Genomic DNA, 23,281 nt, shown 5'->3' with positions numbered 1-23,281 from the left:
CCCAGCCTGGGGACGGGGAATCAGGTCTGCCGTGCCCGTCAGTGTTCCCTCAGCAGGCGACCCGCGCCCGTGATCCGGTCGTCGAAACCGTGCTCGCGCAGTGCGTGCCAAAGCGTCGCCGCGTTGATGGCGACGACGGGTTTGCCTAGCTCGGATTCGAGGGTGTCGGCCTGGGAGACGAAAGAGAGGTTCGTTCCGACCTGCACGATCGCCTCGACGGAGGGGTCGTCCAGTTCGCTGACCATCTCCAAGATGCGTTGCGGTCCCACCCGGGCGATGTCCATGGCGGTCGAGCAGCGCAGTCCCGATACGGCCGCCACGTCGAAACCGGCTTCCGTGAAGAAGCGGTGCACCTCGCGGTCGGCGATCGGCTGGTAGGGGGAGAACACCGCGATGCGCCGGCATCCCAGCGTACGAAGGGCGGCGCGGCAGGAAGTGGCGCCGGTCGTGACCGGCAGGCCGGTGCGTTCGCGCAGGCGGCGTTCGAAATCGGCATTGCCGGCGACCCCGCCCCAGAACGTTTCCGCGGACATCCCCATGACCATCCGGTCCGGCTCCGCGGTCAGGACGTCGCGAACCGCGACGTCGATGGAGGCTCTGATCTGGAGGAGGAGGGCCTCGAAGTCGCGGTCGTTGTCCATGGCCGGGTGCGGGATGTGCATGGACCCGGCCCGGAAGGCGATGCCGGGGACCCGTGCGCCCCAGTAGTCGTGCTCCACCACGGTGTTCGTACTCGGCACGATGACCCCGAATACGGCCCGTGGTCCCACGGCGTTGGTCATTCGGATACTCCAGTCCGCAGGCTCGTTCCGTTCTGTGAAACAGTGTTCCGCAAACCTAGAGCGGCGTCACCCGACCGTCAACCGCTGCCAGGCGTCGCCGGGTTCTGGCTGCGCGGGGCGTCGAGCGGACCCGCTCGTCGCGCAATTCCTTGAGGTATCTCTGGGCGTCGACCTGGATGGTGTGGCGGCTGGACGTGACGTACCGCCGTGCCGTGCGGGCGTGGTAGTCGGTGATCTCGCGATGCATCAGGCCGTACGAGGGCAGGACGCAGCGGCCTTGGAGCAGGTCGGCCACCCAGTGGGACTGTGCTTCCGCCAGGGGCATGATCGCGCCGAGCGGCTGGACGAGGCCGATGAAGTACAGGCCGCGGTGGTCGGGGGAGACGACCCGGCGGTAGAGGTTCACCGCGTTGTCGGCCGGGTCGATCAGCTCCTTCGGCAGGAAGGGGAACTCGATGTCGTAGCCCGTGCAGTAGACGATGGCGTCGATCTCCTCCCGGCTGCCGTCCTCGAAGACGGCGTGCCCCTCGTCGAGCGCTTCGACCATCGGCGTGACGGTGATGTCGCCGTGACCCAGGCGCGAGAGGAGGTCGTCGGAGATGGTGGGGTGGGCGCCGAGTACCCCGTGGCGCGGCTCGGGCAAGCCGTAGTCGGACAGCCGGCCGCGGCTGAGCCGCAGGAGCAGATCCAGGCCGCGGGCTTGAACTGCCAGGGGCGCCCGGGCGAGCCACGACCCGGTGAGGTGGTCCGTAGGGGTTCCGAAGAGGTACTTGGGCAGGATGTGCGCGCCGCGGCGCATCGCCAGGAAGGTGCGGGCGGAGGCGCGGGAGGTCTCGACGGCGATGTCGCACGCCGAATTGCCGATGCCCAGGACCAGGACCCGTGCGCCGGCGAAGGGTTCGGGCGTGCGGTAGTGGTGCGAGTGGGTCTGGGTGCCGGTGAAGGTGCCCGTTCCGGGCAGCTCCGGTCGCGGCATGCGGGGCTTCCAGTGGTGGCCGTTGGCGACGAGGACGGCATCGTAGACGCGGCTGGTGGTGACGCCGTCATCGCGTCCGCGGGCCGTGACGGCCCACCGGCCGTCGGGGGTCCCGGCGACGTCCGTCACCTCGGTGCGGAACGCGATCGAAGGCCGCAGGCCGAAGTGGTCGACGAACGCGTCGAAGTAGCGGGCGATGTGGAAGTGGCTCGGGTAGACCGGATAGGCGTCCGACATGGGGAAGCAGGCGTACTCCATCACCTGGCGGGACGTGTTGATGTGCAGGGACCGGTAGGCCGAGGACATGCCGTTGTCGTTCTGGTAACGCCAGTTGCCGCCGACCTCGGAGCCGCTCTCGTAGCAGTCGTAGGGGATGCCCCGCTCGGTGAGCACCTGGCAGGCGGCTATGCCGGACGAGCCGGCCCCGATCACACAGACACGTTCCATCGGACCTCCGCTGCGACCACCCGCTGTGACCACCCGGTCATGTGACCGGGTGGTCACAGGCTGCTGGCCGGTCCGCGCATTGTCAACCAGCTTGCACGAGAGCTCAGTTGGCGAATGGATTCGCCGCCGCTGGTGCTGCCGGATTCATTGACACGGGTCCAGGTGCCACTCACTATGACCGGGCGGTCACATGACCGCCCGGTCACGCCGCGGGTCGATGCCCGCCAGCCAGGTGTGACCGTCCGGTCTGTCGCCGTGCGGGAGCCGTGATGCCAACCTCTTCGCCACCCCAGGACGTTCCACCGGGGGCTGCTGCCCAAGGGTCCCTGCCACCCGACGACGTCGACGTGCTCGTCATCGGGTCCGGCTTCGGGGGCAGCGTCACCGCCCTGCGCCTGACCGAGAAGGGATACCGCGTCGCCGTCCTCGAAGCCGGCCGTCGCTTCGCCGACGAGGACTTCCCCCGGACCTCCTGGCGGGTGCGCGACTACCTCTTCGCCCCGCGCCTCGGCTGCCGTGGAATCCTGCGGATGACCCTCCTGGGCAGGGTGCTCGTACTGACCGGTGCGGGCGTCGGCGGGGGATCCCTCGGCTATGCGAACACCCTCTACGATCCACCCCCGCCGTTCTACGAGGGCACCCACTGGGCATCCCTCACCGACTGGCGCACCGAGCTGGCCCCCTATTACGACCAGGCCCGGCGCATGCTCGGGGTCACGCCGAACCCCCGCTTCACCCCGTCCGACCGGGTGCTGAAGGAGGCCGCCCGGGAGATGGGCCGCGAGGACACCTTCCGGCCCACCCCCGTGGGCGTGCACTTCGGGAAGCCCGGCACCGCATCCGGAACGACCTTTCCCGACCCCTACTTCGGTGGCGCCGGTCCCGCCCGTGCCGGCTGCCTGCACTGCGGGGCGTGCATGACCGGGTGCCGGCACAACGCCAAGAACACCCTGCCCAAGAACTATCTCGGACTGGCCGAAGCGGCCGGTGCGAGGGTCGTCGCCGACCGTACCGTCACCGAGGTCCGCCCGAACGCCGATGCCCGCCCGAACACCGACGGCCGCCCGAACACCGATGCCGGCCCGAACGCCGATGCCCGCCCGAACACCGCCGACGGCGCCGGTGCGGGCTGGACCGTCACCTCCGTCCGCACCGGACGCACCCTGCGCCCCGACCCGCGCACCACCACCGCGCGGCACGTCGTCTTCGCCGCCGGAGCCCTCGGCACGCAGCGCCTGCTCCACCGGCTCCGCGCCGCCGGCACCCTGCCCGGCCTCTCACCGCGCCTGGGACACCTGACGCGGACGAACTCCGAGGCGATCCTCGCCGTACGCTCCAAGGATCCCGGCGCCGACTTCACCCAGGGCGTGGCCATCACGTCCTCCGTGCACCTCGACGACGCCACCCACGTGGAGCCCGTCCGGTACGGGCCCGGCAGCAATCTCCTCGCCCTGCTCGGCGCGATCCTCACGGACCCGGTCCCCGGCCGTCCACGGCTCCTGGCCGGCCTCGCCGCGATGGCCGCGAACGCCCGCAGCCTGCTCGCACTGCACCGCCCGCGGAACTGGGCCAAGCAATCGGTGGTCCTGCTGGTCATGCAGTCGGCCGACAACTCCCTCACCACCCGGCTGCGCCGAGGCCTGCTGGGGCCGCGCCTGACGAGCGAGCCCGGCGAAGGCGCCCCCAACCCCACCTGGATACCGGCCGGTCACCGCCTCGCCCGCACCGCCGCACGGCAGAACGACGCCCTGGCGTGCGGAACCTGGGGAGACCTGTTCGACATTCCCACCACCGGCCACCTCATCGGCGGGTGCACCGTCGCCGCCGACCCCGCGCACGGAGTCGTCGATCCCTACCACCGGGTCCACGGGCACCCCGGACTCCACATCGTCGACGGCTCCACCATCTCCGCCAACCTCGGAGTCAACCCCTCCCTGACCATCACCGCACTCGCCGAACGCGCGACCGCCCTGTGGCCCAACAGCGGCGACCCCGACCCCCGACCCCGGCCCGGCGCGCCCTACCGCGGGGTGGATCCCGTACCGCCGCGCCGCCCCGCCGTCCCCGCACACGCCCCCGCCGCGCTGCGGTTCGGGCCCCGATCGCCCGAAGGGCAGGACCCCGATGCCGACGTACCCGCCTGAGCCCTGGCACCTCGCGGGGCAGATGCACCTCTCCCTGTGGCTCGTACCGCGCCGGTCGCTGCCACCGCTGCCGTACGGTGTCCGGCCCGTGACCCTCGCGGGCCGGGCCCTCATGGGCGCGGCCTGGGTCGTCTACGAGAACGACAGCGTCCTGCACTACAACGAGCTCCTCTCCGCCGTGCTGGTCCGCGACGGCCTGCGGCCCCGGGTCACCATCACCGACATCTGGGTGGACAGCCCGCCGTCCATGGCCGGAGGCCGTGAACTCTGGGGTATCCCGAAGGAGTTGGCCGACTTCGACCTCATCCGCGGCGAGGGCCGCGGGGGCATCGAGGCCACGGCCCGGACCGGGGGCGCCACCCTGTGCTCCGCGTCCTTCCGGCCCGCAACCAGGCTGCCGGGACGCTGGCCGGTGTCCTACCGCCTCGCCCAGCAACTCGACGGACGCCTGAAGACCAGCCGCGTGCGCAGCCGCAGCGCTGTCGGCCTGGCCCGGGCCACCTGGCGGATCCCGCCCCGCGGCACGCTCAGGCTCCCGGTCGACGGGCCGCCACTGTTCAGCCTGACCCTGCACGACTTCGGCCTCACCTTCGGCAGCGCCGCCCGGGAAACGTCAACCCCCAAGGCCTGAGACCCCTACGAGGGCCCCGGCGGCCCTTCTTCCCCTCCCGAGGAGCCCTCATGACGCCCGCGACCGATCCGCCCGCCACCCTCTGCGAGGCCTTCCAGCGGACCGTGGCAGCCCAGCCGCAGGAACCCGCCCTGCTCACCCTCACCGGCACCGCGTTGACCTGGGCCCAGTACGCCGACCGCGTCGCCTCCGTCGCCGCCGCGCTGCGCCACCTCGACGTCCGGCGGGGCGAACCGGTCGCCCTCATGCTCACCAACCGGCCCGAATTCCACGTCACCGACTGCGCGGCCCTCCACCTGGGTGCCGTGCCGTTCTCCCTCTACAACAGCCTGCCCGCGGACCAGATACACGACCTGCTGGCCGGTACCGCTGCCCGTGTGGTCGTCACCGAACGCCGCTTCCTGCCCGTGCTGCGCGTCGCCGTCACCGGCACGGCCGTCATGTACCTGGTCACCGTCGACGGCGATGGACACCCCGAGCAGGACGACGTGCTCGTGCTGGGCGACGTCGAGGCGAGCGCGCCCGGCCCGTTCGAACTCGCCTCGGCCCTCGGCGACGTAGGGCCCGACGACCTCGTGACCCTGATCCACACCTCGGGCACCACAGGCCGCCCGAAGGCCGTCGAGATCACCCACCGCGCCATGATGAGCCAACTCGCCGGCACCCAGCAGGTGCTGGAGGTCAGCAGCCGGGACAGTCACATTTCCTTCCTGCCCGCCGCGCACATCGCCGACCGGTGGGGCTCGCACTACACCCACCTCCTCTGCGGAACCCGTCTGACCTGTCTGGACGACATGTCCCGGCTGCCCGAGGCCCTCACCTTCGTGCGGCCCACCCTCTTCGGGGCCGTCCCGGCCGTCTGGCAGCGCACGCGCGCCGCCCTGGAGAGCGCGCTCGCGGACACCGACCCGGCACTTCGCGAACTCGTGGAGAACGCACTCGCCACCGGCCGCCGCCTCGCCCACCGCCGGTCCGCCGGCACCATGACCGCGCCGGAGCACAAGGAACTGGAGGAGGCCGACGGCGTCCTCGGCGCACTGCGCCGGCGCATCGGACTCGATCGTGCCCGGATCTGCATCACCGGAGCCGCGCCCGCGCCCGAGGGGCTCCAGGAGTTCTTCCAGGCGCTCGGACTGCCCCTCACCGACGCCTGGGGCATGTCCGAGCTCAGCGGCATCGCCCTGATCGCACCCCCCGGCGGACAGCGGCCCGGAACGGTCGGCCGACCCGTCCCCGGTGCCGAGGTCAAGATCGCCGCCGACGGCGAGCTCCTCGTACGGGCCCCCTTCCTGATGCGCGGCTACCGCGGAGAGCCCGAGCTCACCGCGCGGACCATCGACGCGGAGGGCTGGCTGCACACCGGGGACATCGCCGCCCTCGACGCCGACGGAGACGTCCGCATCGTCGACCGCAAGAAGGACCTCATCATCAGCACCGGCGGCAAGAACATGGCCCCCGCCCGCATCGAAGGGGTCCTGAAGGAATCCTCGCCCCTGATCGCCCACGCCGTCGTCATCGGCGACGCGAGGCCCTTCAACGTCGCCCTCCTCGTCCCCGACCCGGAAGCGGTCGCCGCCTGGGCCCGCCGCGAGGGCATCACCCCCGCCGAGCCCTTCGACGTGCACCCCGAACTCGCCGCCGCCCTCGCGGAAGCCGTCGCACGAGCCGTGGCCGACGCCAACACCCGCCTCTCACGGCCCGAACGGATCCGTGTCCACGAGGTGATCGCGGAGCCGTGGACGCCCGGCGGACCCGAGCTCACCGTGACGCTCAAGGTCCGGCGCGCCGCGGTCACCGCCCGGTACGCCGAACGGATCGAGGCGCTCTACCGGCGCGGTGAGGCAGCCCGGTGATCTCCGCCGGGCTGGCCCTGCTGGCCACCCTCCAGATCCTGCTCGCCGCCGCCGCATGGCGTACGGGCCCGGCCGGCCGGCTCACCGGCCTCCTCGGCTGCGCCCTCGCCTACGACTCCGCCGTCGTGGCAGCAGGCTCCCTGCTGGGTGAGGGTCGGCTGCTGGAGGCACTGAGCGCCGGCCGCTTCGTCGTCCACGCCCTGGGCACCCCGCTCGTCGTGCCGTGCGCCGCCCTCGCCCTGCGCGCCGGCCGCAACGCCCTCGGCGCCGCGTGGGCCGCCGCCGGCGCGCTGGCCGTGCTCGGTACGGTCACCACCCTGCCGGGCCTGCATCTGCTGCCCCGCCACTGGGCGGACACCCTGCGCTACGCGGACGCCGAGCCGGGAGGCTTCCCGGTGGCCGCCGTCCTGGCGATCGTGCTGCTCCTGTTGATCGGGGCTGCCGCATGGATCCGCGGAGGGACACCCGCGATCGCCCTCGGCGCCTTCGCCGTGTTCGCGGCCTCGGCCGCGGCCTTCGCGGCGCCGCCGCTGGGGAACCTGGGGGAGGCCATGATGCTGGCGGGTCTGCTCGCCGCTGTGCGGCGTGACCAGGCACGGCCTGCCCTGCACGCCTGAGACGTTCCCTCAGGGTCAACAGTGTTTCGTAGAAAGAAACACCCGGACTATTGGCGTGTGCGCGTCAATATGCTGAAGTAGCACACAGCGTTTCCCTCTCCGATACCCCCACAGGAGGGCACCACCGTGCTACGCACCCTCAAGCGCGCCGTCCCAGCCATCATGCTGGCCGTCGCCGCGACGCTGTCCGCCCCCACCGCCCTGGCGGCCACCCCCCACACCGCCGCCGCGGCGGCGGCCGACCCCGCCTCGCCCGGGGCCTACCCCGTCGCCTACACGGACGTCAGCGTCTCCGCCGCCGGCCGCTCCTACAGCGCCCGCGTCTGGTACCCCGGCACGACCGCCGGCGCCAACGCACCCGTCGCCCAGGGCCTCCACCCCGGCCTCGCCTTCGGCCACGGCTTCTTCCAGGACATCTCCAAGTACGAGAGCACCCTGCGCCACTACGCCTCGTGGGGCTTCATCACGGTCACTCCCAAATCCCAGGGCGGCCTGGCACCCAGCCACACCGGCTTCGCGGACGACCTCAACGCCGGCCTCACCTGGCTGACCACCCAGAACTCCACCACCGGATCCCGCTTCGCGGGCACCGTCGACACCGGCCGCTACGCCGTGTCCGGCCACTCCATGGGCGGCGGCGCGGCCCTGCTCGCCGCGTCCCGCAACCCGGCCGTCAAGACCGTCACCACCCTCGCCGCCGCCGAGACCAACCCCTCCGCGGTCACCGCCTCCGCCGCCCTCACCGTCCCGGCCCAGTACGTCGGCGGCAGCAAGGACACCATCGCCGGCGTCGAGGGCAACCAGCGCAAGATGTACGACGCGAAGCCCGCCCCCACCCAGCTCCGCGTCATCACCGGCGGCTTCCACTGCGGCTTCACCGACAGCAACGGCTTCGGCTGCGACAGCGGATCGGTCACCCGCGCCGAACAGCAGCGCCTCACCCGCTCGGTCACCACGACCTACCTGCTCCACACCCTCGGCCTCGACGCCTCCCTGCGCGACCAGGTGTGGGGCGCGGCCGCCCAGACCCTGCCGGGCGTCGTGTACACCGCCAAGCCCTGACCCCGCCCCGCTGATCGGCTTCGGTGCCGATCCCTGCCCGGAGGATCCCGGGGGAGCCCGGAGGAGCACCGTGAGCGCACCCGTTCCCCACCTCGACCCCGATCGTGAGCGGCGCGCGTTCACCGTGTTCCCCGGGCGGCCCCCGGTCACCGTCCGGCGGGGCGCACCCGCCCCGTTCGGATGGTGGCCGGCCGTATGCATCGCCCTCGTCGCGGCGATCGACCGCATCGAGTACAACCTCCTCGCAGGCGCCCTGCCCAAGATCCAGGAGGAGTTCGGATTCGGAGACGCCGCCGGCGGCGCCATCGCCACCGCCGGATCGCTCGCCGCCGTGATCCTGCTGCTCCCCGCCGGCCGTCTCGCCGACACCGCCCGCCGCAACTGGACCGTGGCCGCCGTCGTCGCGGTCTGGTCGCTCCTCACCGTCGGCACCGGGCTGGTCGGCAGCTACCTCGCCCTCTTCACCGTCCGCGTCTTCCTCGGGGCCGCCGGGCAGCTCTACAACCCACCCGCCTCCAGCCTCCTCGCCGACTGCTACCCCGGCCCCGGACGTACCCGGGCCTTCGGCTACGAACGCATGGCCTACTTCGGCGGCCTGCCCATCGGCGTCATCGCGGGCGGGGCCCTCGCGGAGAGCGTCGGCTGGCGCACGGGATTCTTCCTGGTCGCCGTACCCGGCCTCCTCGTAGCCCTCCTCGTCCTCACCCTGCGCGAACCGGTCCGGGGCACCGGCGACCGCCTCACCCTGTGGTACCGGCGCGAGGGCGGCGACCCCGACCCCGCCACCGAGCCCACCACCGAACCCGGCACCCCGGATCCGGTCCCCGCACCGAGCGGCGGCCGTCCCGTACCGCCCCCGCTGCTCACCCAGCTGCGCGAACTCCTGCGCATCCGCACCCTGCGCAAGGTCGTCACCGGCCTGAGCATCCTCTTCTTCGGCCTGGGAGGCCTCTTCTACTGGATGCCCTCCTACTACGACCGCTTCTTCGGCCTCGGCGAGGCGGAGGCGGCCGCGGTGGCGGGCGGGAGCGGGCTGGTCGGCATCGTCGCGGGAATCGTGACGGGCAGCTGGCTCGGAGACCGGGACCGCGGCCCGCGCAAGGGCCGCCGTATCGCCATCGGCGGCGCCGGACTCCTCCTCGGCACCCTTGCCCTGGCCGGAGCCGTCACCCTGCAGGTCCTCATTCCCCAGGCCCTGTGCTTCACCCTTGCCAACTTCGGCTTCGCCGCCGCGCTCGCCAACCTCACCGCCGCGAACGCCGACGTCGTCGCGGCCGAACGCCGGGGCCTCGGCTTCGCCGTCCTCCAACTGCTCGTCACGCTCGGCGGATCCCTCGGCCCCTGGCTCATCGGCCTCGCCTCCGATGCCACGGGATCGCTGCGCACCGCCTTCCTCGTGGTCCTCCTCCCCCTCCTCGTCGGATCCGCGGTCGTCCTGAGCGGCCGGGGCTCCTACGAGGCCGACGCGGCCGAGGCAGCCCGCCGGTCGGTCTGACCCGAGCCACACCCCGACGCGGTCGACTCGCGCTCCGGGCAAGGACGTTCCCGCAAGACAAGCCAGTACAGACAAGCCAGTACTCGCCGAAGACGGCCAAGAAGAACGGACTGCTTGATGGCACACACCACGCACCACGCACGGCGCCGCACCAGCCGCACCAGCCGCGGCATCGCGGCGGGCCTGCTCGGATTCGCCCTCCTGACCGCCGCTTCCACCGCCGGCACGGCGGCCGCGGCCGAGACCCCCGAGAGCCCCACCACCTTCCCCACCCTCGTCTACACGGCAACCGTCGGGCCGGACGCCGCCGACGTCTACTACCCCGAAACGGGCGGCCGGCTTCCGGTCGTCCTGCTCCAGCAGGGCGCCAACGTCGACAAGAGCCACTACGAGGGATACGCCCGCACCGTGGCCGCGTTCGGCTTCGTCGTCGTGGTGCCCAACCACCTCCGCGCGGTGTTCGGCATCCCCGGTCTGTGGGCCTCCGCCGACCAGAGCCTGACCACCGTCGCCTGGTCGAAGGCCGAGAACACCAGGGCCGACAGCCCCCTCGCCGGCCGGCTGGACCCCGCCTCCTTCGCTCTCCTCGGTCACTCCTTCGGCGGCGCCGCCGGCGTCGCGACCGTCCAGGGCCAGTGCGCACCGCCCTTCTGCTTCGGCCTCCCGCCGGGCGCCGTCAAGCCCGCGGAACTGAAGGCGGCCGCCTTCTTCGGCACCAACAACGCCCCGCCCGGCGGCGGCCCCGTCGCCCCGATCGCCAACACGGTGCCCGTCGCGCTGATCCAGGGAGCCGCCGACGGCGTCGCCGCCCCGGCAGCCGCCCACGCCACGTACGAGGCACTCCAGCTCAAGCCGAAGGCCCTCGTGACCGTGGCCGGGGTCAACCACTACGGCATCACCAACGTCCAGAACCCCGCCGGCGCGGCCCCCGACCCCTCGGCCCAGACCACCGGCCAGGTCGACGGCATACGTACCTCCGCCCGATGGTCGGCCCTCTTCCTGAAGGCCTCGCTCGGCGATTCCTTCGCCCGGTCCTACGTCCGCTACTGGGGAGACTCCGCCGACTCCGCGGTCACGGTCCAGCAGTCCTACTGAGGCCAGGACCTGTCCAACAGAACGGCATCCTCCCGGCACGCGGCCGGGAGGATGCCGTTTCGTATGCGAGGGAGAACGTCCCCGCGACGACTCAGTCGCGGGTCCAGAACATGACGCTGTTGGACTCGAAGACGGTGAACACGGCCTCGTTGCGCCGGGGCCGGGTGCGATCGAGATCGGTCACCACGGCGCCTCCGGCCTGACCCGCACCGCTCGCCAGGACGTGCGTCGCGAACGTGTGATCGGCCTTCTGCTCCAGCCAGAACAGCCGGTCGTCACCGTCGCCGGACACCAGGAGATCGACGTCACGGTCCCCGTCCAGGTCGCCGCTGCCGAACACCCCGGGCGCGGCCTGGCCGGCCCGCCCGCGCGAGGTGATGCCGTTCGAAACGGCGGTCGCGGTCCAAGCGGAGCGCGGGTCCGCGGGCACCGAGAAGACGACCACCTGCGAGGTCGGGTCGGTCGAGCCCGGAGGGAAGGCCGTATTGGTGTGGTTGGAGCCCACCCATGTCGTTCGGCCGTCGCCGTAGAGGTTGCGTACCGGCCGCAGGGCGATGGCCTTGCCCTGCGTGGTGTCGACCACATGCCGCGCGAACCGGCCCATCGGGTGCTCCCGGCTCGGCGCCGCGGTGCGTTCCAGCCAGACGTATCCGGCTCCGGGCTCGAAGTACTGCGGGGAAGCGAGGTCCAGGTCCCCGTCGGAGTCGACGTCCTCCACGACGGGGAGGGCGCCACCGCCGGCCGCGACGTCGACCGGTTCGCTGCTGAAGCGCTCGGGTCCGGCCGTGCCGCGGAAGACCTGGATCCAGGCGTTGGCCGCCGGCCGGCCCGCGATCCGGGTGACGGGCTGGGAGGACTCGCCGACCGTCACCAGATCGCGCCGGCCGTCGCGGTCGAAGTCGACCAGGAGGGCCCGGTGGTAGAACAACGGCGAACTGCCCGGCGGCACGATGTCATGACGCTTCCAGGATCCCCTGCGCTGCTCCCACCAGGTGAGGGATCCGCACGCGGTCGCGCAGCGGAAGAAGCCCCCCGGCACCACGATGTCGCGGTCGCCGTCGCGGTCGACGTCGGACACGGCCGGTTCGTTCGGAAAGGGAATCGCGGCGTCGGTGTCGAAGACCAGCTGCTTCGACCAGGTGTCGAGACCGTGCCCGCTCTGCCGGTAGACGGCGAGCTGGCCGGCCGACGGGGGAATCGGCGGGCCGCCCGGAACGGTCGTGAAGCGGCCGAAGCCCGTGGCCACGATCTCCTGCCGGACGTCGCCCACGACGTTGCCCGTCACGGCGAAGGCAGCGCCGGGCAGGTCCGGGTCGACCGTGTGCGGCGAGAAGGAGGCGGGCGGGGGAGCCGTGGGCGGAGCCCCCGCGGGAGGAGCCGCCGCCAGGGGCGACAGGGCCATGAGCACGGCCAGGGCCGGACGGATCAGTGCAGGCACGAGGTACCCCCTCTGTTGGTAGACATGCCGTGTCGTGGTGGAGTCAGTGCTCGCGCAGCAGGGTGCCGTGGCCGTACAGCGGCTCATGCAGGCCGTTGTCCCGCAGGGCCATCCACCAGGTGGCGGCGTTGATGGCGATCACCGGTAGCCCGAGCCACCGCTCCGCCTCGTCCGCGAGGGAGACCATCGACAGGTTCGTCCCGCACTGCACGATGGCCTCCACCCCCGGCAGCGCCGCCAGCTCGACCAGCGCGGAGCGCAGTTCGGCCTCCGGTACGTGCGCGATCGAAACGGCCGTCGGACAGCGCAGGCCCCTGATGCCGGCCACCTCGAACCCGAGCTCGGTGAAGAACCGGTCGACGTTGGCATCGCCGACCGGCTGGTACGGGGTCACCACGGCGATGCGCCGGGCCCCGAACAGGTGCAGGGCCCGCTCGCAGGCCTCGGCGCCGGTGGCCACCCGCAGTCCCGTGATGTCGTGGATCTGCCGGACGAAGGCCCGGTTGCCTTCGACGCCGCCCCAGAACGTCTCCGCGCTCATGCCCATGACCATGTAGTCCGGCTCGCAGGTCAGCACCCGCTCGCAGGCAGCGCCGATCTCGTCGCGGATCTGCTCCAGAAGCCGTTCCATGCCGGCGTCGTGGGCCATGTTCTGATCGCGGATGTGGATGCGGGAGAAGTGCGCCGTCACACCGGGTACGGCCATCCGGTAGAAGTCGGGTTCCACGATGGTGTTGGTGCTGGGGGCGATGACACCGAACTTGCGCCTCCAGCCGAGACTGTCCGTCATTCACGCCGCCGATCGGTCGGAGGTGGGGGAGGAAGAGAGGGAGGAAGCGGCGCGCAGGCGCTTCTCCAGCCTCCAGGCGAGCAGGACGAAGGCGCCTTGTGTGAGGGTGTTGGCCGACTGCTCCACCCATTGCAGTGCCACGCTCTGGTCGGGGCGGGCCGCCAGCGGCCCCAGTACGTACATGCCGGTGAGCCACAGTCCACCGGCGGCGGCGGCCGCGGTGTCGCCGTGTGCGCGGGCGAGCAGGATGAGGCGGACACCGCACACGGTGACGGCCACGATGGTCAGCACCATGTGGGGCGCCGTCGACCTCAGGGCCAGCCCCGCGGCCCCGGTGGCCGACCACAGCGCGGCGAACCCCCACAGCGGCGGAGGCGTACGCCGTGCCGGATCGCCCGGCCCGTTCGACGGGAGCGTGAGGAGCGCGTGGGCCAGGAGGAGGAAGCCGAAGGACAGGCACGGGAAGAGCGCCTTGTTCATGGCCTGTACGTCGGGGCCGTCCAGGGCCACCAGCAGCTTCCAGACGGCCTTGGAGAGGCCGCCGAGGAGGATCAGCGCCGTGCCTGCCGCCGCGGTGCGGCCGGTGCGCGGACGCAGGGTGCGCAGCGGCCCGATCAGCAGGGCCGCGCCCGCGCCCGTCAGGAGGACGGGGACGAAGTCCTCGACCGCGAGCGACAACGGATAGTCCAAGGCCGCGCTCATGAGGCACCCTCCCGCTCGGGGGCACCGGGCAGGGTCTCCGGGAGCACGGACCGCTTGCGCAGCGCGGCCGTCGCGAACCGGGCGGCCGCCTTGCGGCGCGTCAGCCATGCGACCCGGCCGCCGTTGGCCGTACGGTCGGCCAGGACCCGGTCCGCCAGCCACGGGGTGACGGTTTCCACCCGGTCGGCCAGGATGTTGAGCACGGCCCGCGCCTTCGCGTACTCGGCGGGGGTGTAGTCGTGCAGCAGCAGGTCCGTGACGACGATCCCGGGCGACAGGAGCTGCGCCCTGACGTCGTGGGTCCGGGTGTCCTGCTCCTTGCGCAGGTCGGCGGCCAGAGCCTGGGTGAGGTAGGTGACGGCTCGTTTGCTCGCGCCGTAGACGCTCAGCCCGGGCATGATCCGGCCGTCGGAACCGAAGCCCTCCATGTTCCACAGCCGGCCGCGGCCCAGACGCAGGAAGTGCTCCGCCGCGACGGCGCTGCCGTTGACGACTCCGCGCAGATTGACCTCCGTCACGGCGTCGGCCTGTCGTGCGTCCAGGCTCCACAGCGGCTTGCGGGCCGTGGTCGCCCCGGCGTTGTTGATCCAGATGTCCGCCGGCCCGAAGGCCTCCTCGGCCGCCGTCCACAGCGCGGCCACCTGCTGCCGGTCCGTCACGTCCGCCACGTGGCCGATGGCCTGCGGCCCACCGCCGAGACGCGTGAGGGCGGCCTCGACGCCCGCCGCGTCCCGCCCGCAGACGGCAACCCGGCAGCCGCGGTCGAGGAACGCGCGGGCCAGGCCGAACCCGATGCCCCGGGTGCCGCCGGTGACCACCACGGTCGGGGTCATGACGCGGCCTCCCAGTCGAGTACGCCGTGCAGGACCGCCGCCAGTGCGTTCCCGCCGAACAACTCGTACGTCACGGCCAGGCGGCCGCCCGCCGCCATCGCGGGACGTGCGTCGAGCACGAACTCCCGCCCGCGCACGCGGTGCACGTCTCCGCCGGTGAAGTGCCACAGGGGGAAATTGGCCCGGCCGAAGGCCTGCGCGTTGCCCCACGCGTCCGGTCCCTCCCAGAACTCGCGGGCGCCGTCGCGCCGCCGCTCCACCGAGAAGGACCGGTCCAGGCCGGCCCCCCGCCAGGTGACGTGGTGGCGGGTGCGCAACAGGTCCACCGGACGGACGGCGATCTCCACCTCCACATCGCCCAGGTGCTTCTGCTCGGCGCTCCACAGCTCGCACGAACCCGTGAAGCTGCCGTTCTGCTTGGTGGGCAGGATCCACGGCACGGGGCCGGCGTCCGTCTCGGCCGCCAGGTGCCGTGCGACGCGGTCGCGGGTGCCCTCGTTGACGTCGTGGTCGGTGGTGCGCACGTACACGCCGTTGAAGCAGCCGATCACGGTCCAGCCCTGGTGCAGCACCGAGGAGTAGACCTGGGTGGCCCCGTCGGGCAGGACGTGGTTCCAGGTGTTCAGCGCGACCTGCCAGCCCGGTCCGTAGTAGTGGGCGTCGACGAAGGCGCCGTAGGGCTGCCCGCTGCCGTGGAAGTCCGGGCCCGTGTAGAGGCGGTTGTCGTCGGCGTCGGTGACCGCGAAGGCGAACGGCGCTGCGAGCTGGAACCGGCCGGCGAGCGGGCCGCCCTGGCGCAGGCCGCCGTCCATCCGGTACACCGTCCCCCCGTCGGTGAACTCCGAGGAGCGGCGGATGTCCTCGTATCCGCACCAGGTTCCCTGCGCGTCGAACAGCGAAGGACGGCCGTGCCATTCGCCCGCGATGCGCTGCTGCCACTCGCTCGGCCCGGGCGCGGAGGCGTCGCTCATGACGCGGCCTCCCCGTCGGGCAGTCTGCCGGTGGTCAGCAGTCCGCGCAGGCCGTCGGTGACGGCCGTGCCCAGCAGTCGGTCCACCTGGGCCCAGACGGGGTCGATCTCCCGGCTGAACAGGGCCTGGCGCAGCCGCCGGTCGCGCAGAGGGGCGTCCGCCTCCTTGGCCTCGCCGGCGGCGTCGGCCGGAAACGCCCGGGTCAGCTCCAGCCAGTGCCGCAGGTATCCCTCCGCGATCGGAGTGATGGCGTGCAACGCGCTCTCGTCGGCGCGGTGTACGAGCATCCACGGTGACATCAGGGAACGCTGTCGGGGGCTGATGGCCGCCGGTGTCAGACCCGGTATCTCCGAGGCCCGGGCGAACGCCTGCGTCAGCGGCCCGTACACGAGGTCCGCGTAGGCAGGGTTCACGGCGAGGTCGACGCGCTGGACCAGGTCCAGGTGGAAGGCGTACCCGCCGCCGGCCTGGACGGAGTCGAGGGTGAAGTGCGGCAGCGGCGAGTCCGCGGCGCCGAACGCGAACACCATGTGGCTGTCGAGGCCGAAGGCCGGCACCACCAGGGAGATGGTGACGACGGCGTCGACGCCGTGGTGTCCCGCGCCGCGGAAGTAGCGTACGGAGCCCACCGGATCGGGGGTGGCGGGGGTGGTCAGCACGGCCCAGGGCGTGGGCCGCTCTTCGAGCGCCGTACCGGCGAGCAGGGCGTCCAGGATCGTCCGGGACAAGCGGGCGGCGGGAGTCGTGCTGCCGCTGGAGTCGTCGGGTGGGGATGCGGAGGATGTCACGTGCCTACTCCTTCTCACTGGCCGGGGACTGCGCCCCTTCGACGGTCGGGTGGAACCCCTGGGCCTTCTGTTCCCAGGCGCGTGCCAGCTCGGGTACGGCGCGCCGGCCCGGGGAGGCGATCACGGTGGCGCTGCGCGCCGGGACATCGCCGATGATGCGATCGGCGTCGCTCACCGCCCATCCCTTCGCGGCGAGCTCCTGGCGGCGCCGTCGGTAGGCGACGGAGATCATGTCCGAGCGCAGGTGCAGCTCGGCGCCGAGGTCGGCCGGCAGCAGTTCGGGACGGGTTCCGTCCACGACCGGGGCGTCCTGGTCGAAGATCCCCAGGACCCGCTTGCGGGCGTTGCCGTCGGCCCAGTCACCGGTGAAGAAGTCGCGCAGCGCCACCCACTTCACCAGGGTGGTGGTCTCGTCGACGGGAATGTTGGTGTCGTAGATGATCATGTTGCCGAGGGGCAGCCGTACGTGCAGTTTGATCAGGTTGGGCAGCATCCAGCCGGCGGTGGTCACCACCGGCGGCCGGTCCTTGCCCTGCGAGCGGCGGTCCGTGTACAGCTTGCTCCACAAGCCCCTGGCGGCCGGCGGGTTGAGAGCCACGGTGGCGAAGGCGGACCACTCGTCCGGCTGCTCGACCGTGTATTCCTCCACCTCCGGCCGGTCCGGGTTGCCGAAGGCTCCCGCGTGCACGAAGGGGGTGTGCGCGATGTCGCAGCCGTTCTCCAGGATCCGCTCGTAGTTGGAGTGCCAGAGGTACTCGCCGGTCACCGCCTTGAACCGGCCGCCGTCCTGGACCAGGTCGTCGAACTCCGGCCAGAGGGGGATCGGCGGCCTCTCCTCCTCGGGAAGATCGCCCAGGAACACCCAGACGAAGCCGTACCGCTCCTGGACGGGGTACGAGTCCACCCGCGCCTTCCTAGGGATGCCCCGGCCGGGCTGGTTGGCGGGAATGGTGGTGCACGTGCCCTCGGGGTCGAAGCGCCAGCCGTGGTAGGGACACACCACGCAGTCGTCCTTGAGGGTGCCGGCGGACAGGGCGGCCCCGCGGTGCGCGCACAGGTCGGAGAGCGCGACCGGCAGGCCGGCCGCGGTGCGGTACAGGACGAGGGACTGGCCGAGACAGACGGCCTTCAGGGGCTTGCGGACGACACGGTCGGAGAACTCGACCGCGTACCAGAAGTTCTTCAGCATCGGTGGGGCACCTCGCGGTTCATGACGGTTCGGCAAGAAGGGGCGGAGATCAGCGGCGCAGTACGGAGACCAGCCCCGGGTGCGGCGGCGACAGCAGCGCCCCGTACGCCCGGGTGTCCGCCGGGGGCCGCCGCTCCGGCAGGGCCGCCGCGCAGAAGGCCGCGACGAGGAGCCCGATGAGGGCGCGCGCGTCGCCTTCACCCGCTCCCGGCGTCTCCAGGAAGCCCCGGGCGCTCGTCGGGTCCACGGGGTCGCAGAGCGTGAAATGGCCGGCCCCGGCGACCTTGACCCAGGCGTGCGCGCCGCCGCGGTCGCCCAGGGCGTCGTGGAAGGTGCGGGCGACGGGGTCGGTGCTCGCGTCCGCGGGGCCGGCGCCCCTGCCCGCATCCGCCGTGGCCGCGTAGCGGTCCGCACTCGCGGCGATCACACCGTCGTCCTCGCCGGACATCAGCAGGACGGGCACGTCACCCCCGATCGGCAGGACGGTGCCCGGCGGATGGCCGAGGGCCGAGGCCACCAGCGTGTGGGCGCCGTAGGTGAAGACACCGCGCAGGCCCGGCACGTGGGCGGCGGATTGCAGGGCCACGGTGCCGCCGGCCGAGTGGCCGCCCACGACCACCCGCTCCGTGTCCAGGAGCCCCGCCAAGGGAGAGCCCGGGGCGAGTTCGGCCAGGGCGGTGAGCACCGCGCCGATCAGCGGAGTCGTCGCACGGGTGCCGTAGGTGCCCGGACCGCAGGCCTCCAGATCGATGCCCGGCGTCACCCCGTGGCTCCCGCCGAACAGCTCTCCGACCAGCTCGGGCGTCACCGCGACGAAGCCCCGGGCCGCCAGCAGTACCGCGAGCCACCGGTAGGAGTCGGCGGGCACGTTGATCCCGGGCAGCAGGAGCACGACCGGGAACGGGCCGTACTCGGCATCGGCCGCCACCACGCCGGTGAGCCGCTCGGCGGCGGAGCCGGTGGCCCGGGCCGGATGGAAGACCCTCAGGTGCGCGGTGTCGAAGGGCTCCTCGAGGCCGGGGACCCGGCAGGCCCACCACAGGGAGCGGACCTGCTTCACGAGGGCCTCGGCAGGACGCGGTCGCCGCCCCACAGCGCACGCACCAGCCGGTCGGTGACCTGATGGCCGAAGTACCGGACGGCCATCACGTTCGCCGGGTCGCGCTCCACGATGTTGCGGCGGATCGCCAGGTCGGCGGCGGCCAGCGCATCCCGCTCGTCAGCCGGTACCGGCTCCGCAGCGTCCACCCAGGTCAGCCAGCGGTCGACCTGCTGGTGCATCAGGCGCCGCACCAACTCGACGTGCCGCTCGTCGCGGGGCATCGAGTAGCAGTACGCGGTGGGGGAGAGGCTGCCCCGGATGAAGCCGCTGCGGCTGGTGAACCACGAAAGGTCCTCGTACTCCTCGCGCACCGCGAGCCACTCCTCCTCCGCGGGGGCGTAGTAGCGGTCGTAGTAGTCTCCGTCGGCCACCAGGCTGGTACGGGGCACGGAGTCGAGGTAGAACCAGCCGCCCGGCCAGCACAGCAGGGCGAGGCCCAGGTGGGGGACGCGGACCTGCGGTCCCAGCCAGACGGTGAGGTGGAGGTTGACGAAGCCGTGCTCGGGGTCCCCGACCCAGGAGTGGATCATCCAGTCGACCTCGGGGCCGCTGAAACCGGCCAGTGAACCCCGTGGGCCGTCGTCCGCACCGAAGGATTCCAACTCCCCGGTGGACGGATCGGGGTTCAGCTCGAAGCGGGCGGCGATCTTCGCCTTGAGCTCGTTCAGCAGGTCCTGCCACTGGACGAAGGTCTCGGTCACATCGGTGACGGGAGCCTCGTCCGTCATGTCCTGTACGGCCTTGAGTGTCTCTGACACGTCACTCCTTCACTGACCGGGGCGGGGGTGCGCTACGGGGGCGGAGGGCCGGGGCGCCACCAGGGCGCCCAGCAGCTTCCAGGGGCGGCCGTCGACCAGGTCCGTCCCGCGCGAGACCAGGCGCTTCTCGGCCTGGCGGGGGCGGACGGGAGCGAGGGTCAGGCCGGGGCCCGCCGGGGTGCTGGCGGGCGTGCTGATGGTGCCGTCGAAGGCGGCGTCGCGGGAGCGCCACAGGCCGAACTCCACCGGCAGCGCGTGCAGGGCGCCGCAGCCGTGGCCCGCGGCCACGAGATTCATCCGGTTCTCCGCCGCCCGTTCGGGCAGGCCGAGGGCCGGCTCCCAGGGCTCGGTCGCACCGAGGCAGACGGCCACGGTGTCGACTCCCCGGAGCGCGGCGAGGCGCAGGATTTCCGGGTGGACGGAGTCGTCGCCCAGGACGACCGCGACGCGACCCCATGGTGTGTCGTGGGTGAGCAGCGCCGGTGCCGTGCCCGCCCGGGCCCAGCCCCGGTGGCGGACGCCGTCATGCAGCTGGTGCTGCGTCAGCACCGGGCCGTGCCGGTCGAGCAGCACGCCGGCGTGGCCCGTAGGCAGGGGGAGGGTGAAGGCGAGGTGTGCGCCGCTGCCCTCCAGGGAGGTGCGCAGGGTCCCGAGAACGTCCTGGGCGTCCTGCGGGTCCGGGCGCTGCCGATCGGGCAGGACGCCACCCGCGTGCCAGAAGAGTTCGGGCAGCACGATCAGGCGCGCCCCCTGTCCCGCGGCCAGACGGACCAGCCGCGCGGCGTCCTCGACGGCCGGGCGGCCGCTGCCGGCGGGCCGGACGACCGCGGCCACGACCTCTTCGGCGCGGGACCCGGCGAAGGCGGGGGCGGGGGTGGGCGGGGAGGCGATCGGCAAGTAGAGCGCGGGCCGGCGCACCGCGAACGCGTCGGTGCCGTCCCGGCGACGCTTGTCGGCGGCGTCGGCCGGCCGGATGTCGGCGACCACCAGGGCCTCCCCCCGCCGAGGCCCCTTGGCGACGACCCTTCCGTCGGGGGCGACGATCTGACTTTCGCCCGCACCGTCGAGGGCCTCGGGCGGCACCCCCATGGCGGCACTGATCGTGCCGATCCGGTCCGCCGGGAGCAGCGGGCCCACCTTGTTGGCCGCGATCACCCACACCTTGTTCTCCGCGGCGCGCACCGGGATGTGCAGCGCGGCCTCGTCCAGGGCGAAGGAGTTGAGGCTGTTGAGCAGTACGTGGGCGCCGCGCAGGGCGAGTCCGCGGCACACCTCGTGGATGACCCCCTCCATGCAGGAGTACAGGCCCACCGGACCCAGAGCGGTGTCGATGACGGGGCCGACATCGGCGGCGGGGTCCAGGTGGTCGTTCTCGCTGCCCATCAGGACCTGCTTGTCCGCCGCCCCGGCCAGCACGCCGTCCGGCCCGTAGAGCAGGCTCGCGGCCGTGATGCGCTCGGCTCCCGGAACCCCGGAGGCCAGGGTGACGTGCAGTTTGACGTAGATGCCGTGGTGCGCGGCGCGTTCCGCCACAGGCGCCAGGAAGTCGTCCTCCGGCCGGCACGCGGCCGTGAGGGCCTGCTCGCGGTCGTCGTACCAGGAAAGGTGATTGCAGAACTCCGGCAGGACCACGAGAATCGCGCCCTGCTCCGCTGCGGCGTCGATCGCCCTGACACAGGCGGCCAGATTGGCCTTGCGGTCCCGGCCCACTTCGAACTGGGCAGCCGCGACACGGAACGTGCGCGCTTCGTCCATGGCGAACTCCATTGGTTCCTCTAGCGGAACAGTGTTTCCCGAACATACACTCGCCGAGCCCTCCCGCGACAGGGGGAGAAGTCGTCGACCGGAAGGAGCAAATGCCGTGCTGGTGCACGTAGTTCTCATGCGGTTCACCGATCCCGCCCATGCCCCCGAGGCAGCCGAACGGTTGCGGCGTCTGGACGGCTCCGTGCCGCAGATCCGGTCCCTGAGCGTCGGCCTCGACGTCACCGGCTCGGACCTCTCGTACGACCTCGTCCTCACGACCCGCCACGCGGACGCCGGGGAACTCGTCGCCTACCAGAGCCACCCCGAACACCGTCGACTGGCCTCGTGGCTGGGCCCGTTGCTCGCCGACCGTGCCGTGGTCGACCACCTGGAGCCCTGAGGCCTCAGGTCCCCGGACCACCGCCCGGATAGGCGCCCGGAGCCATGCCCGCGCCCCCCGCCCGGAAGGCGGCGGGTGCGTGAGAGAGCACCGGTTGCACGTACTCCATCAAGCCCTCGGCCCCGTACTCGCGGCCGTGCCCACTGCCCTTGACCCCGCCGAAAGCGGCCCGCAGCGCCATCCCCGTCCGGTTGTGGGTGTTGACGAAGCGGAAGCCGGCGTCCAGCCGCGCCGCCAGCTCGAAGGCCCGTGTCTCGTCGGCGCTCCACACGGATGCCGCCAGACCGTACGGCCCCGCGTTGACGCGCTCCACGAGCTCGTCGACGCCCTCGTACGCCAGCACCGGAAGCGCCGGTCCGAACTGCTCCTCGCACACCAGAGGGGCATCCTCCCGCAGCCCCAGCAGCAGCGTCGGTCGCACGAAATGCCCACCCTCCACATCCAGGCCGGGCTGTACGGTCCCCAGCTCGACGGCGCTGCCGCCGCGCTTCCGGGCGTCGCGGATCAGGCCGCGGACGCGGACCGCGGCCCGTGCGGAGATCACCGGCCCCACCGTGGTACCCGGGGCCAGGGGGTCGCCGAGCCGCAGCACCCGGGCGGCCGCCGCCACATAGCGCTCCACGAACTGCCCCAGCCGGGCCCGCGGCACATAGACCCGCTTGGCGGCCATGCACACCTGACCGGCCGTGGCGAAGCTCGCCATGACCAGCCGGTCCATGTCCGCCTCGGTCAGCGGGGCGTCGTCCAGCAGCACCGCGGCATCGTTGCCGCCGAGCTCCATCGTGGTCGGCGTCAGCGCCGCGGCGGCCGCCGCGCCGACCGCGCGGCCGGCCACTGCCCCGCCGGTGAACGAGAGCTTGCCCACCTCCCCGTGACCCGCCAGCCGCAACGCGACCTCGGCGTGTCCGTGGCACACCCGGACCACACCCTCGGGGAGCTCCCGGGCCGCGCCTTCCAGGAAGGCGGAGACGGCCAGAGGGGCCAACGGCGAAGGTTTGACGACCACGGTGTTGCCCGCGGCGAGGGCGGGGGCGAGCTTCACGGCGGTCAGGATCACGGGGGCGTTCCACGGGGTCAGCGCGGCCACCACCCCGAACGGCCGGTACCGCCGCTCCAGCCGGCCCCGGGTGTCATCGACCACGTGCGGCGCCAGCAGCCGCGGGGCCTCGGCGGCGTACCAGCGCAGCACCGCACACGCGTACCCCACCTCTCCCCGGCAGTCCGCGAGCGGCTTTCCGGACTCCCGCGCGAGCAGCTCCGAGAGCTCCGCCGCCGCGGCTTCGAGGCCGTCGGCGATCCTGGCCAGCGCCGCGGCCCTGGCCACCGCGGACGTACCGGACCAGCCGGGCGCCGCGGTGGACGCGGCCGCCACAGCGGAGTCCACCTCCGCCGCCGTGTGGGACCGGACGCTTCCCACGGTGCGGGAGGTGAAGGCCGGATCGGCCACGGTGATGTCCGGCCC

Annotated in this window: 21 protein-coding genes; 8 read left to right on the top strand and 13 right to left on the bottom strand. The window is 72.5% G+C overall.

The window, feature by feature from the left end; all coding sequences use genetic code 11:
* Positions 1-38 precede the first annotated feature (38 nt).
* Both OHA37_RS00455 and OHA37_RS00450 read right to left on the bottom strand, forming a co-directional pair.
* Positions 39-782, bottom strand: a complete 744-nt coding sequence (locus OHA37_RS00455) for a maleate cis-trans isomerase family protein (protein ID WP_266914802.1) — start codon at positions 780-782, stop codon at positions 39-41.
* A gap of 55 nt (positions 783-837) precedes the next feature.
* Complete coding sequence (locus OHA37_RS00450) at positions 838-2,205, bottom strand: NAD(P)-binding domain-containing protein (RefSeq protein ID WP_266914800.1); 1,368 nt, start codon at positions 2,203-2,205, stop codon at positions 838-840.
* Between the two features lie 269 nt (positions 2,206-2,474).
* Here OHA37_RS00450 and OHA37_RS00445 point away from each other — a divergent pair, with 269 nt between their 5' ends.
* From OHA37_RS00445 to OHA37_RS00415, 7 genes are all read left to right on the top strand, one after another.
* Positions 2,475-4,349, top strand: coding sequence for a GMC family oxidoreductase (locus OHA37_RS00445; RefSeq protein ID WP_323182433.1), 1,875 nt, complete (start codon positions 2,475-2,477; stop codon positions 4,347-4,349).
* Positions 4,330-4,980, top strand: a complete 651-nt coding sequence (locus tag OHA37_RS00440) for an acetoacetate decarboxylase family protein (protein ID WP_266914798.1) — start codon at positions 4,330-4,332, stop codon at positions 4,978-4,980. Before OHA37_RS00445 ends, OHA37_RS00440 begins: the two co-directional genes overlap by 20 nt.
* 50 nt (positions 4,981-5,030) lie before the next feature.
* Positions 5,031-6,833 (top strand): AMP-dependent synthetase/ligase, encoded by a 1,803-nt coding sequence (locus tag OHA37_RS00435; protein ID WP_266914796.1) that lies wholly within the window; start codon positions 5,031-5,033, stop codon positions 6,831-6,833.
* Positions 6,830-7,450: a hypothetical protein gene (locus OHA37_RS00430; protein ID WP_266914794.1), complete on the top strand. Its 621-nt coding sequence runs from the start codon at positions 6,830-6,832 to the stop codon at positions 7,448-7,450. The genes OHA37_RS00435 and OHA37_RS00430 overlap by 4 nt, the downstream gene beginning before the upstream one ends.
* A gap of 126 nt (positions 7,451-7,576) precedes the next feature.
* Positions 7,577-8,512, top strand: a complete 936-nt coding sequence (locus OHA37_RS00425; protein ID WP_266914792.1) for an alpha/beta hydrolase family protein — start codon at positions 7,577-7,579, stop codon at positions 8,510-8,512.
* Positions 8,513-8,582: 70 nt separating this feature from the next.
* Complete coding sequence (locus tag OHA37_RS00420; RefSeq protein ID WP_266914790.1) at positions 8,583-10,007, top strand: MFS transporter; 1,425 nt, start codon at positions 8,583-8,585, stop codon at positions 10,005-10,007.
* 117 nt (positions 10,008-10,124) lie between these two features.
* A complete protein-coding gene (locus tag OHA37_RS00415) occupies positions 10,125-11,102 on the top strand; it encodes a poly(ethylene terephthalate) hydrolase family protein (RefSeq protein ID WP_266914788.1) in 978 nt (325 codons plus the stop codon).
* A 91-nt stretch (positions 11,103-11,193) separates the two neighbouring features.
* On the opposite strand, the gene OHA37_RS00410 is transcribed toward OHA37_RS00415, so the two are convergent.
* From OHA37_RS00410 to OHA37_RS00365, 10 genes are read right to left on the bottom strand one after another with little or no spacing between them, the layout of a single operon-like run.
* Positions 11,194-12,540 (bottom strand): FG-GAP repeat domain-containing protein, encoded by a 1,347-nt coding sequence (locus OHA37_RS00410; RefSeq protein WP_266914786.1) that lies wholly within the window; start codon positions 12,538-12,540, stop codon positions 11,194-11,196.
* Positions 12,541-12,583: 43 nt separating this feature from the next.
* Positions 12,584-13,330, bottom strand: coding sequence for a maleate cis-trans isomerase family protein (locus OHA37_RS00405; RefSeq protein ID WP_266914784.1), 747 nt, complete (start codon positions 13,328-13,330; stop codon positions 12,584-12,586).
* Positions 13,331-14,032 (bottom strand): hypothetical protein, encoded by a 702-nt coding sequence (locus tag OHA37_RS00400; protein WP_266914782.1) that lies wholly within the window; start codon positions 14,030-14,032, stop codon positions 13,331-13,333. It abuts the gene before it with no gap.
* Positions 14,029-14,865 carry an SDR family NAD(P)-dependent oxidoreductase gene (locus OHA37_RS00395; protein ID WP_266914780.1) on the bottom strand — a complete coding sequence of 279 codons (837 nt, stop codon included), beginning with the start codon at positions 14,863-14,865 and terminating at the stop codon, positions 14,029-14,031. The genes OHA37_RS00400 and OHA37_RS00395 overlap by 4 nt, the downstream gene beginning before the upstream one ends.
* A complete protein-coding gene (locus tag OHA37_RS00390; protein WP_266914778.1) occupies positions 14,862-15,836 on the bottom strand; it encodes a hypothetical protein in 975 nt (324 codons plus the stop codon). The genes OHA37_RS00395 and OHA37_RS00390 overlap by 4 nt, the downstream gene beginning before the upstream one ends.
* Positions 15,833-16,624: a hypothetical protein gene (locus OHA37_RS00385; protein WP_266914776.1), complete on the bottom strand. Its 792-nt coding sequence runs from the start codon at positions 16,622-16,624 to the stop codon at positions 15,833-15,835. Before OHA37_RS00385 ends, OHA37_RS00390 begins: the two co-directional genes overlap by 4 nt.
* A 4-nt stretch (positions 16,625-16,628) precedes the next feature.
* The gene (locus OHA37_RS00380; protein WP_266914774.1) at positions 16,629-17,813 is read right to left on the bottom strand and encodes an aromatic ring-hydroxylating dioxygenase subunit alpha; all 1,185 of its coding nucleotides are present in this window, start codon (positions 17,811-17,813) and stop codon (positions 16,629-16,631) included.
* Positions 17,814-17,862: 49 nt separating this feature from the next.
* A complete protein-coding gene (locus tag OHA37_RS00375; protein WP_266914772.1) occupies positions 17,863-18,873 on the bottom strand; it encodes a hypothetical protein in 1,011 nt (336 codons plus the stop codon).
* Positions 18,870-19,673 carry a hypothetical protein gene (locus OHA37_RS00370; protein ID WP_266914770.1) on the bottom strand — a complete coding sequence of 268 codons (804 nt, stop codon included), beginning with the start codon at positions 19,671-19,673 and terminating at the stop codon, positions 18,870-18,872. The genes OHA37_RS00375 and OHA37_RS00370 overlap by 4 nt, the downstream gene beginning before the upstream one ends.
* 9 nt (positions 19,674-19,682) lie before the next feature.
* A complete protein-coding gene (locus tag OHA37_RS00365; RefSeq protein ID WP_266914768.1) occupies positions 19,683-21,428 on the bottom strand; it encodes a carbon-nitrogen hydrolase family protein in 1,746 nt (581 codons plus the stop codon).
* Positions 21,429-21,534: 106 nt separating this feature from the next.
* On the opposite strand from OHA37_RS00365, the gene OHA37_RS00360 reads away from it, so the two are divergent.
* Positions 21,535-21,819, top strand: coding sequence for a Dabb family protein (locus OHA37_RS00360; protein WP_266914766.1), 285 nt, complete (start codon positions 21,535-21,537; stop codon positions 21,817-21,819).
* A 4-nt stretch (positions 21,820-21,823) separates the two neighbouring features.
* Here OHA37_RS00360 and OHA37_RS00355 read toward each other — a convergent pair whose 3' ends face one another.
* The gene (locus OHA37_RS00355; protein ID WP_266914764.1) at positions 21,824-23,266 is read right to left on the bottom strand and encodes an aldehyde dehydrogenase family protein; all 1,443 of its coding nucleotides are present in this window, start codon (positions 23,264-23,266) and stop codon (positions 21,824-21,826) included.
* Positions 23,267-23,281: the final 15 nt, after the last annotated feature.

This window comes from Streptomyces sp. NBC_00335, from assembly GCF_036127095.1.
Lineage (GTDB): Bacteria > Actinomycetota > Actinomycetes > Streptomycetales > Streptomycetaceae > Streptomyces.
Note: the sequence above shows the minus strand (reverse complement) of the source record. Positions and strands in the feature narration are given on the sequence as shown.

What these genes read in the sequence shown, in the direction of transcription:
- OHA37_RS00365 (WP_266914768.1), bottom strand. Translation starts at nt 21,428, where the DNA reads ATGGACGAAGCGCGCACGTTCCGTGTCGCGGCTGCCCAGTTCGAAGTG.
- OHA37_RS00415 (WP_266914788.1), top strand. Translation starts at nt 10,125, where the DNA reads ATGGCACACACCACGCACCACGCACGGCGCCGCACCAGCCGCACCAGC.
- OHA37_RS00405 (WP_266914784.1), bottom strand. Translation starts at nt 13,330, where the DNA reads ATGACGGACAGTCTCGGCTGGAGGCGCAAGTTCGGTGTCATCGCCCCC.
- OHA37_RS00390 (WP_266914778.1), bottom strand. Translation starts at nt 15,836, where the DNA reads ATGAGCGACGCCTCCGCGCCCGGGCCGAGCGAGTGGCAGCAGCGCATC.
- OHA37_RS00395 (WP_266914780.1), bottom strand. Translation starts at nt 14,865, where the DNA reads ATGACCCCGACCGTGGTGGTCACCGGCGGCACCCGGGGCATCGGGTTC.
- OHA37_RS00455 (WP_266914802.1), bottom strand. Translation starts at nt 782, where the DNA reads ATGACCAACGCCGTGGGACCACGGGCCGTATTCGGGGTCATCGTGCCG.
- OHA37_RS00440 (WP_266914798.1), top strand. Translation starts at nt 4,330, where the DNA reads ATGCCGACGTACCCGCCTGAGCCCTGGCACCTCGCGGGGCAGATGCAC.
- OHA37_RS00450 (WP_266914800.1), bottom strand. Translation starts at nt 2,205, where the DNA reads ATGGAACGTGTCTGTGTGATCGGGGCCGGCTCGTCCGGCATAGCCGCC.
- OHA37_RS00400 (WP_266914782.1), bottom strand. Translation starts at nt 14,032, where the DNA reads ATGAGCGCGGCCTTGGACTATCCGTTGTCGCTCGCGGTCGAGGACTTC.
- OHA37_RS00380 (WP_266914774.1), bottom strand. Translation starts at nt 17,813, where the DNA reads ATGCTGAAGAACTTCTGGTACGCGGTCGAGTTCTCCGACCGTGTCGTC.
- OHA37_RS00435 (WP_266914796.1), top strand. Translation starts at nt 5,031, where the DNA reads ATGACGCCCGCGACCGATCCGCCCGCCACCCTCTGCGAGGCCTTCCAG.
- OHA37_RS00445 (WP_323182433.1), top strand. Translation starts at nt 2,475, where the DNA reads ATGCCAACCTCTTCGCCACCCCAGGACGTTCCACCGGGGGCTGCTGCC.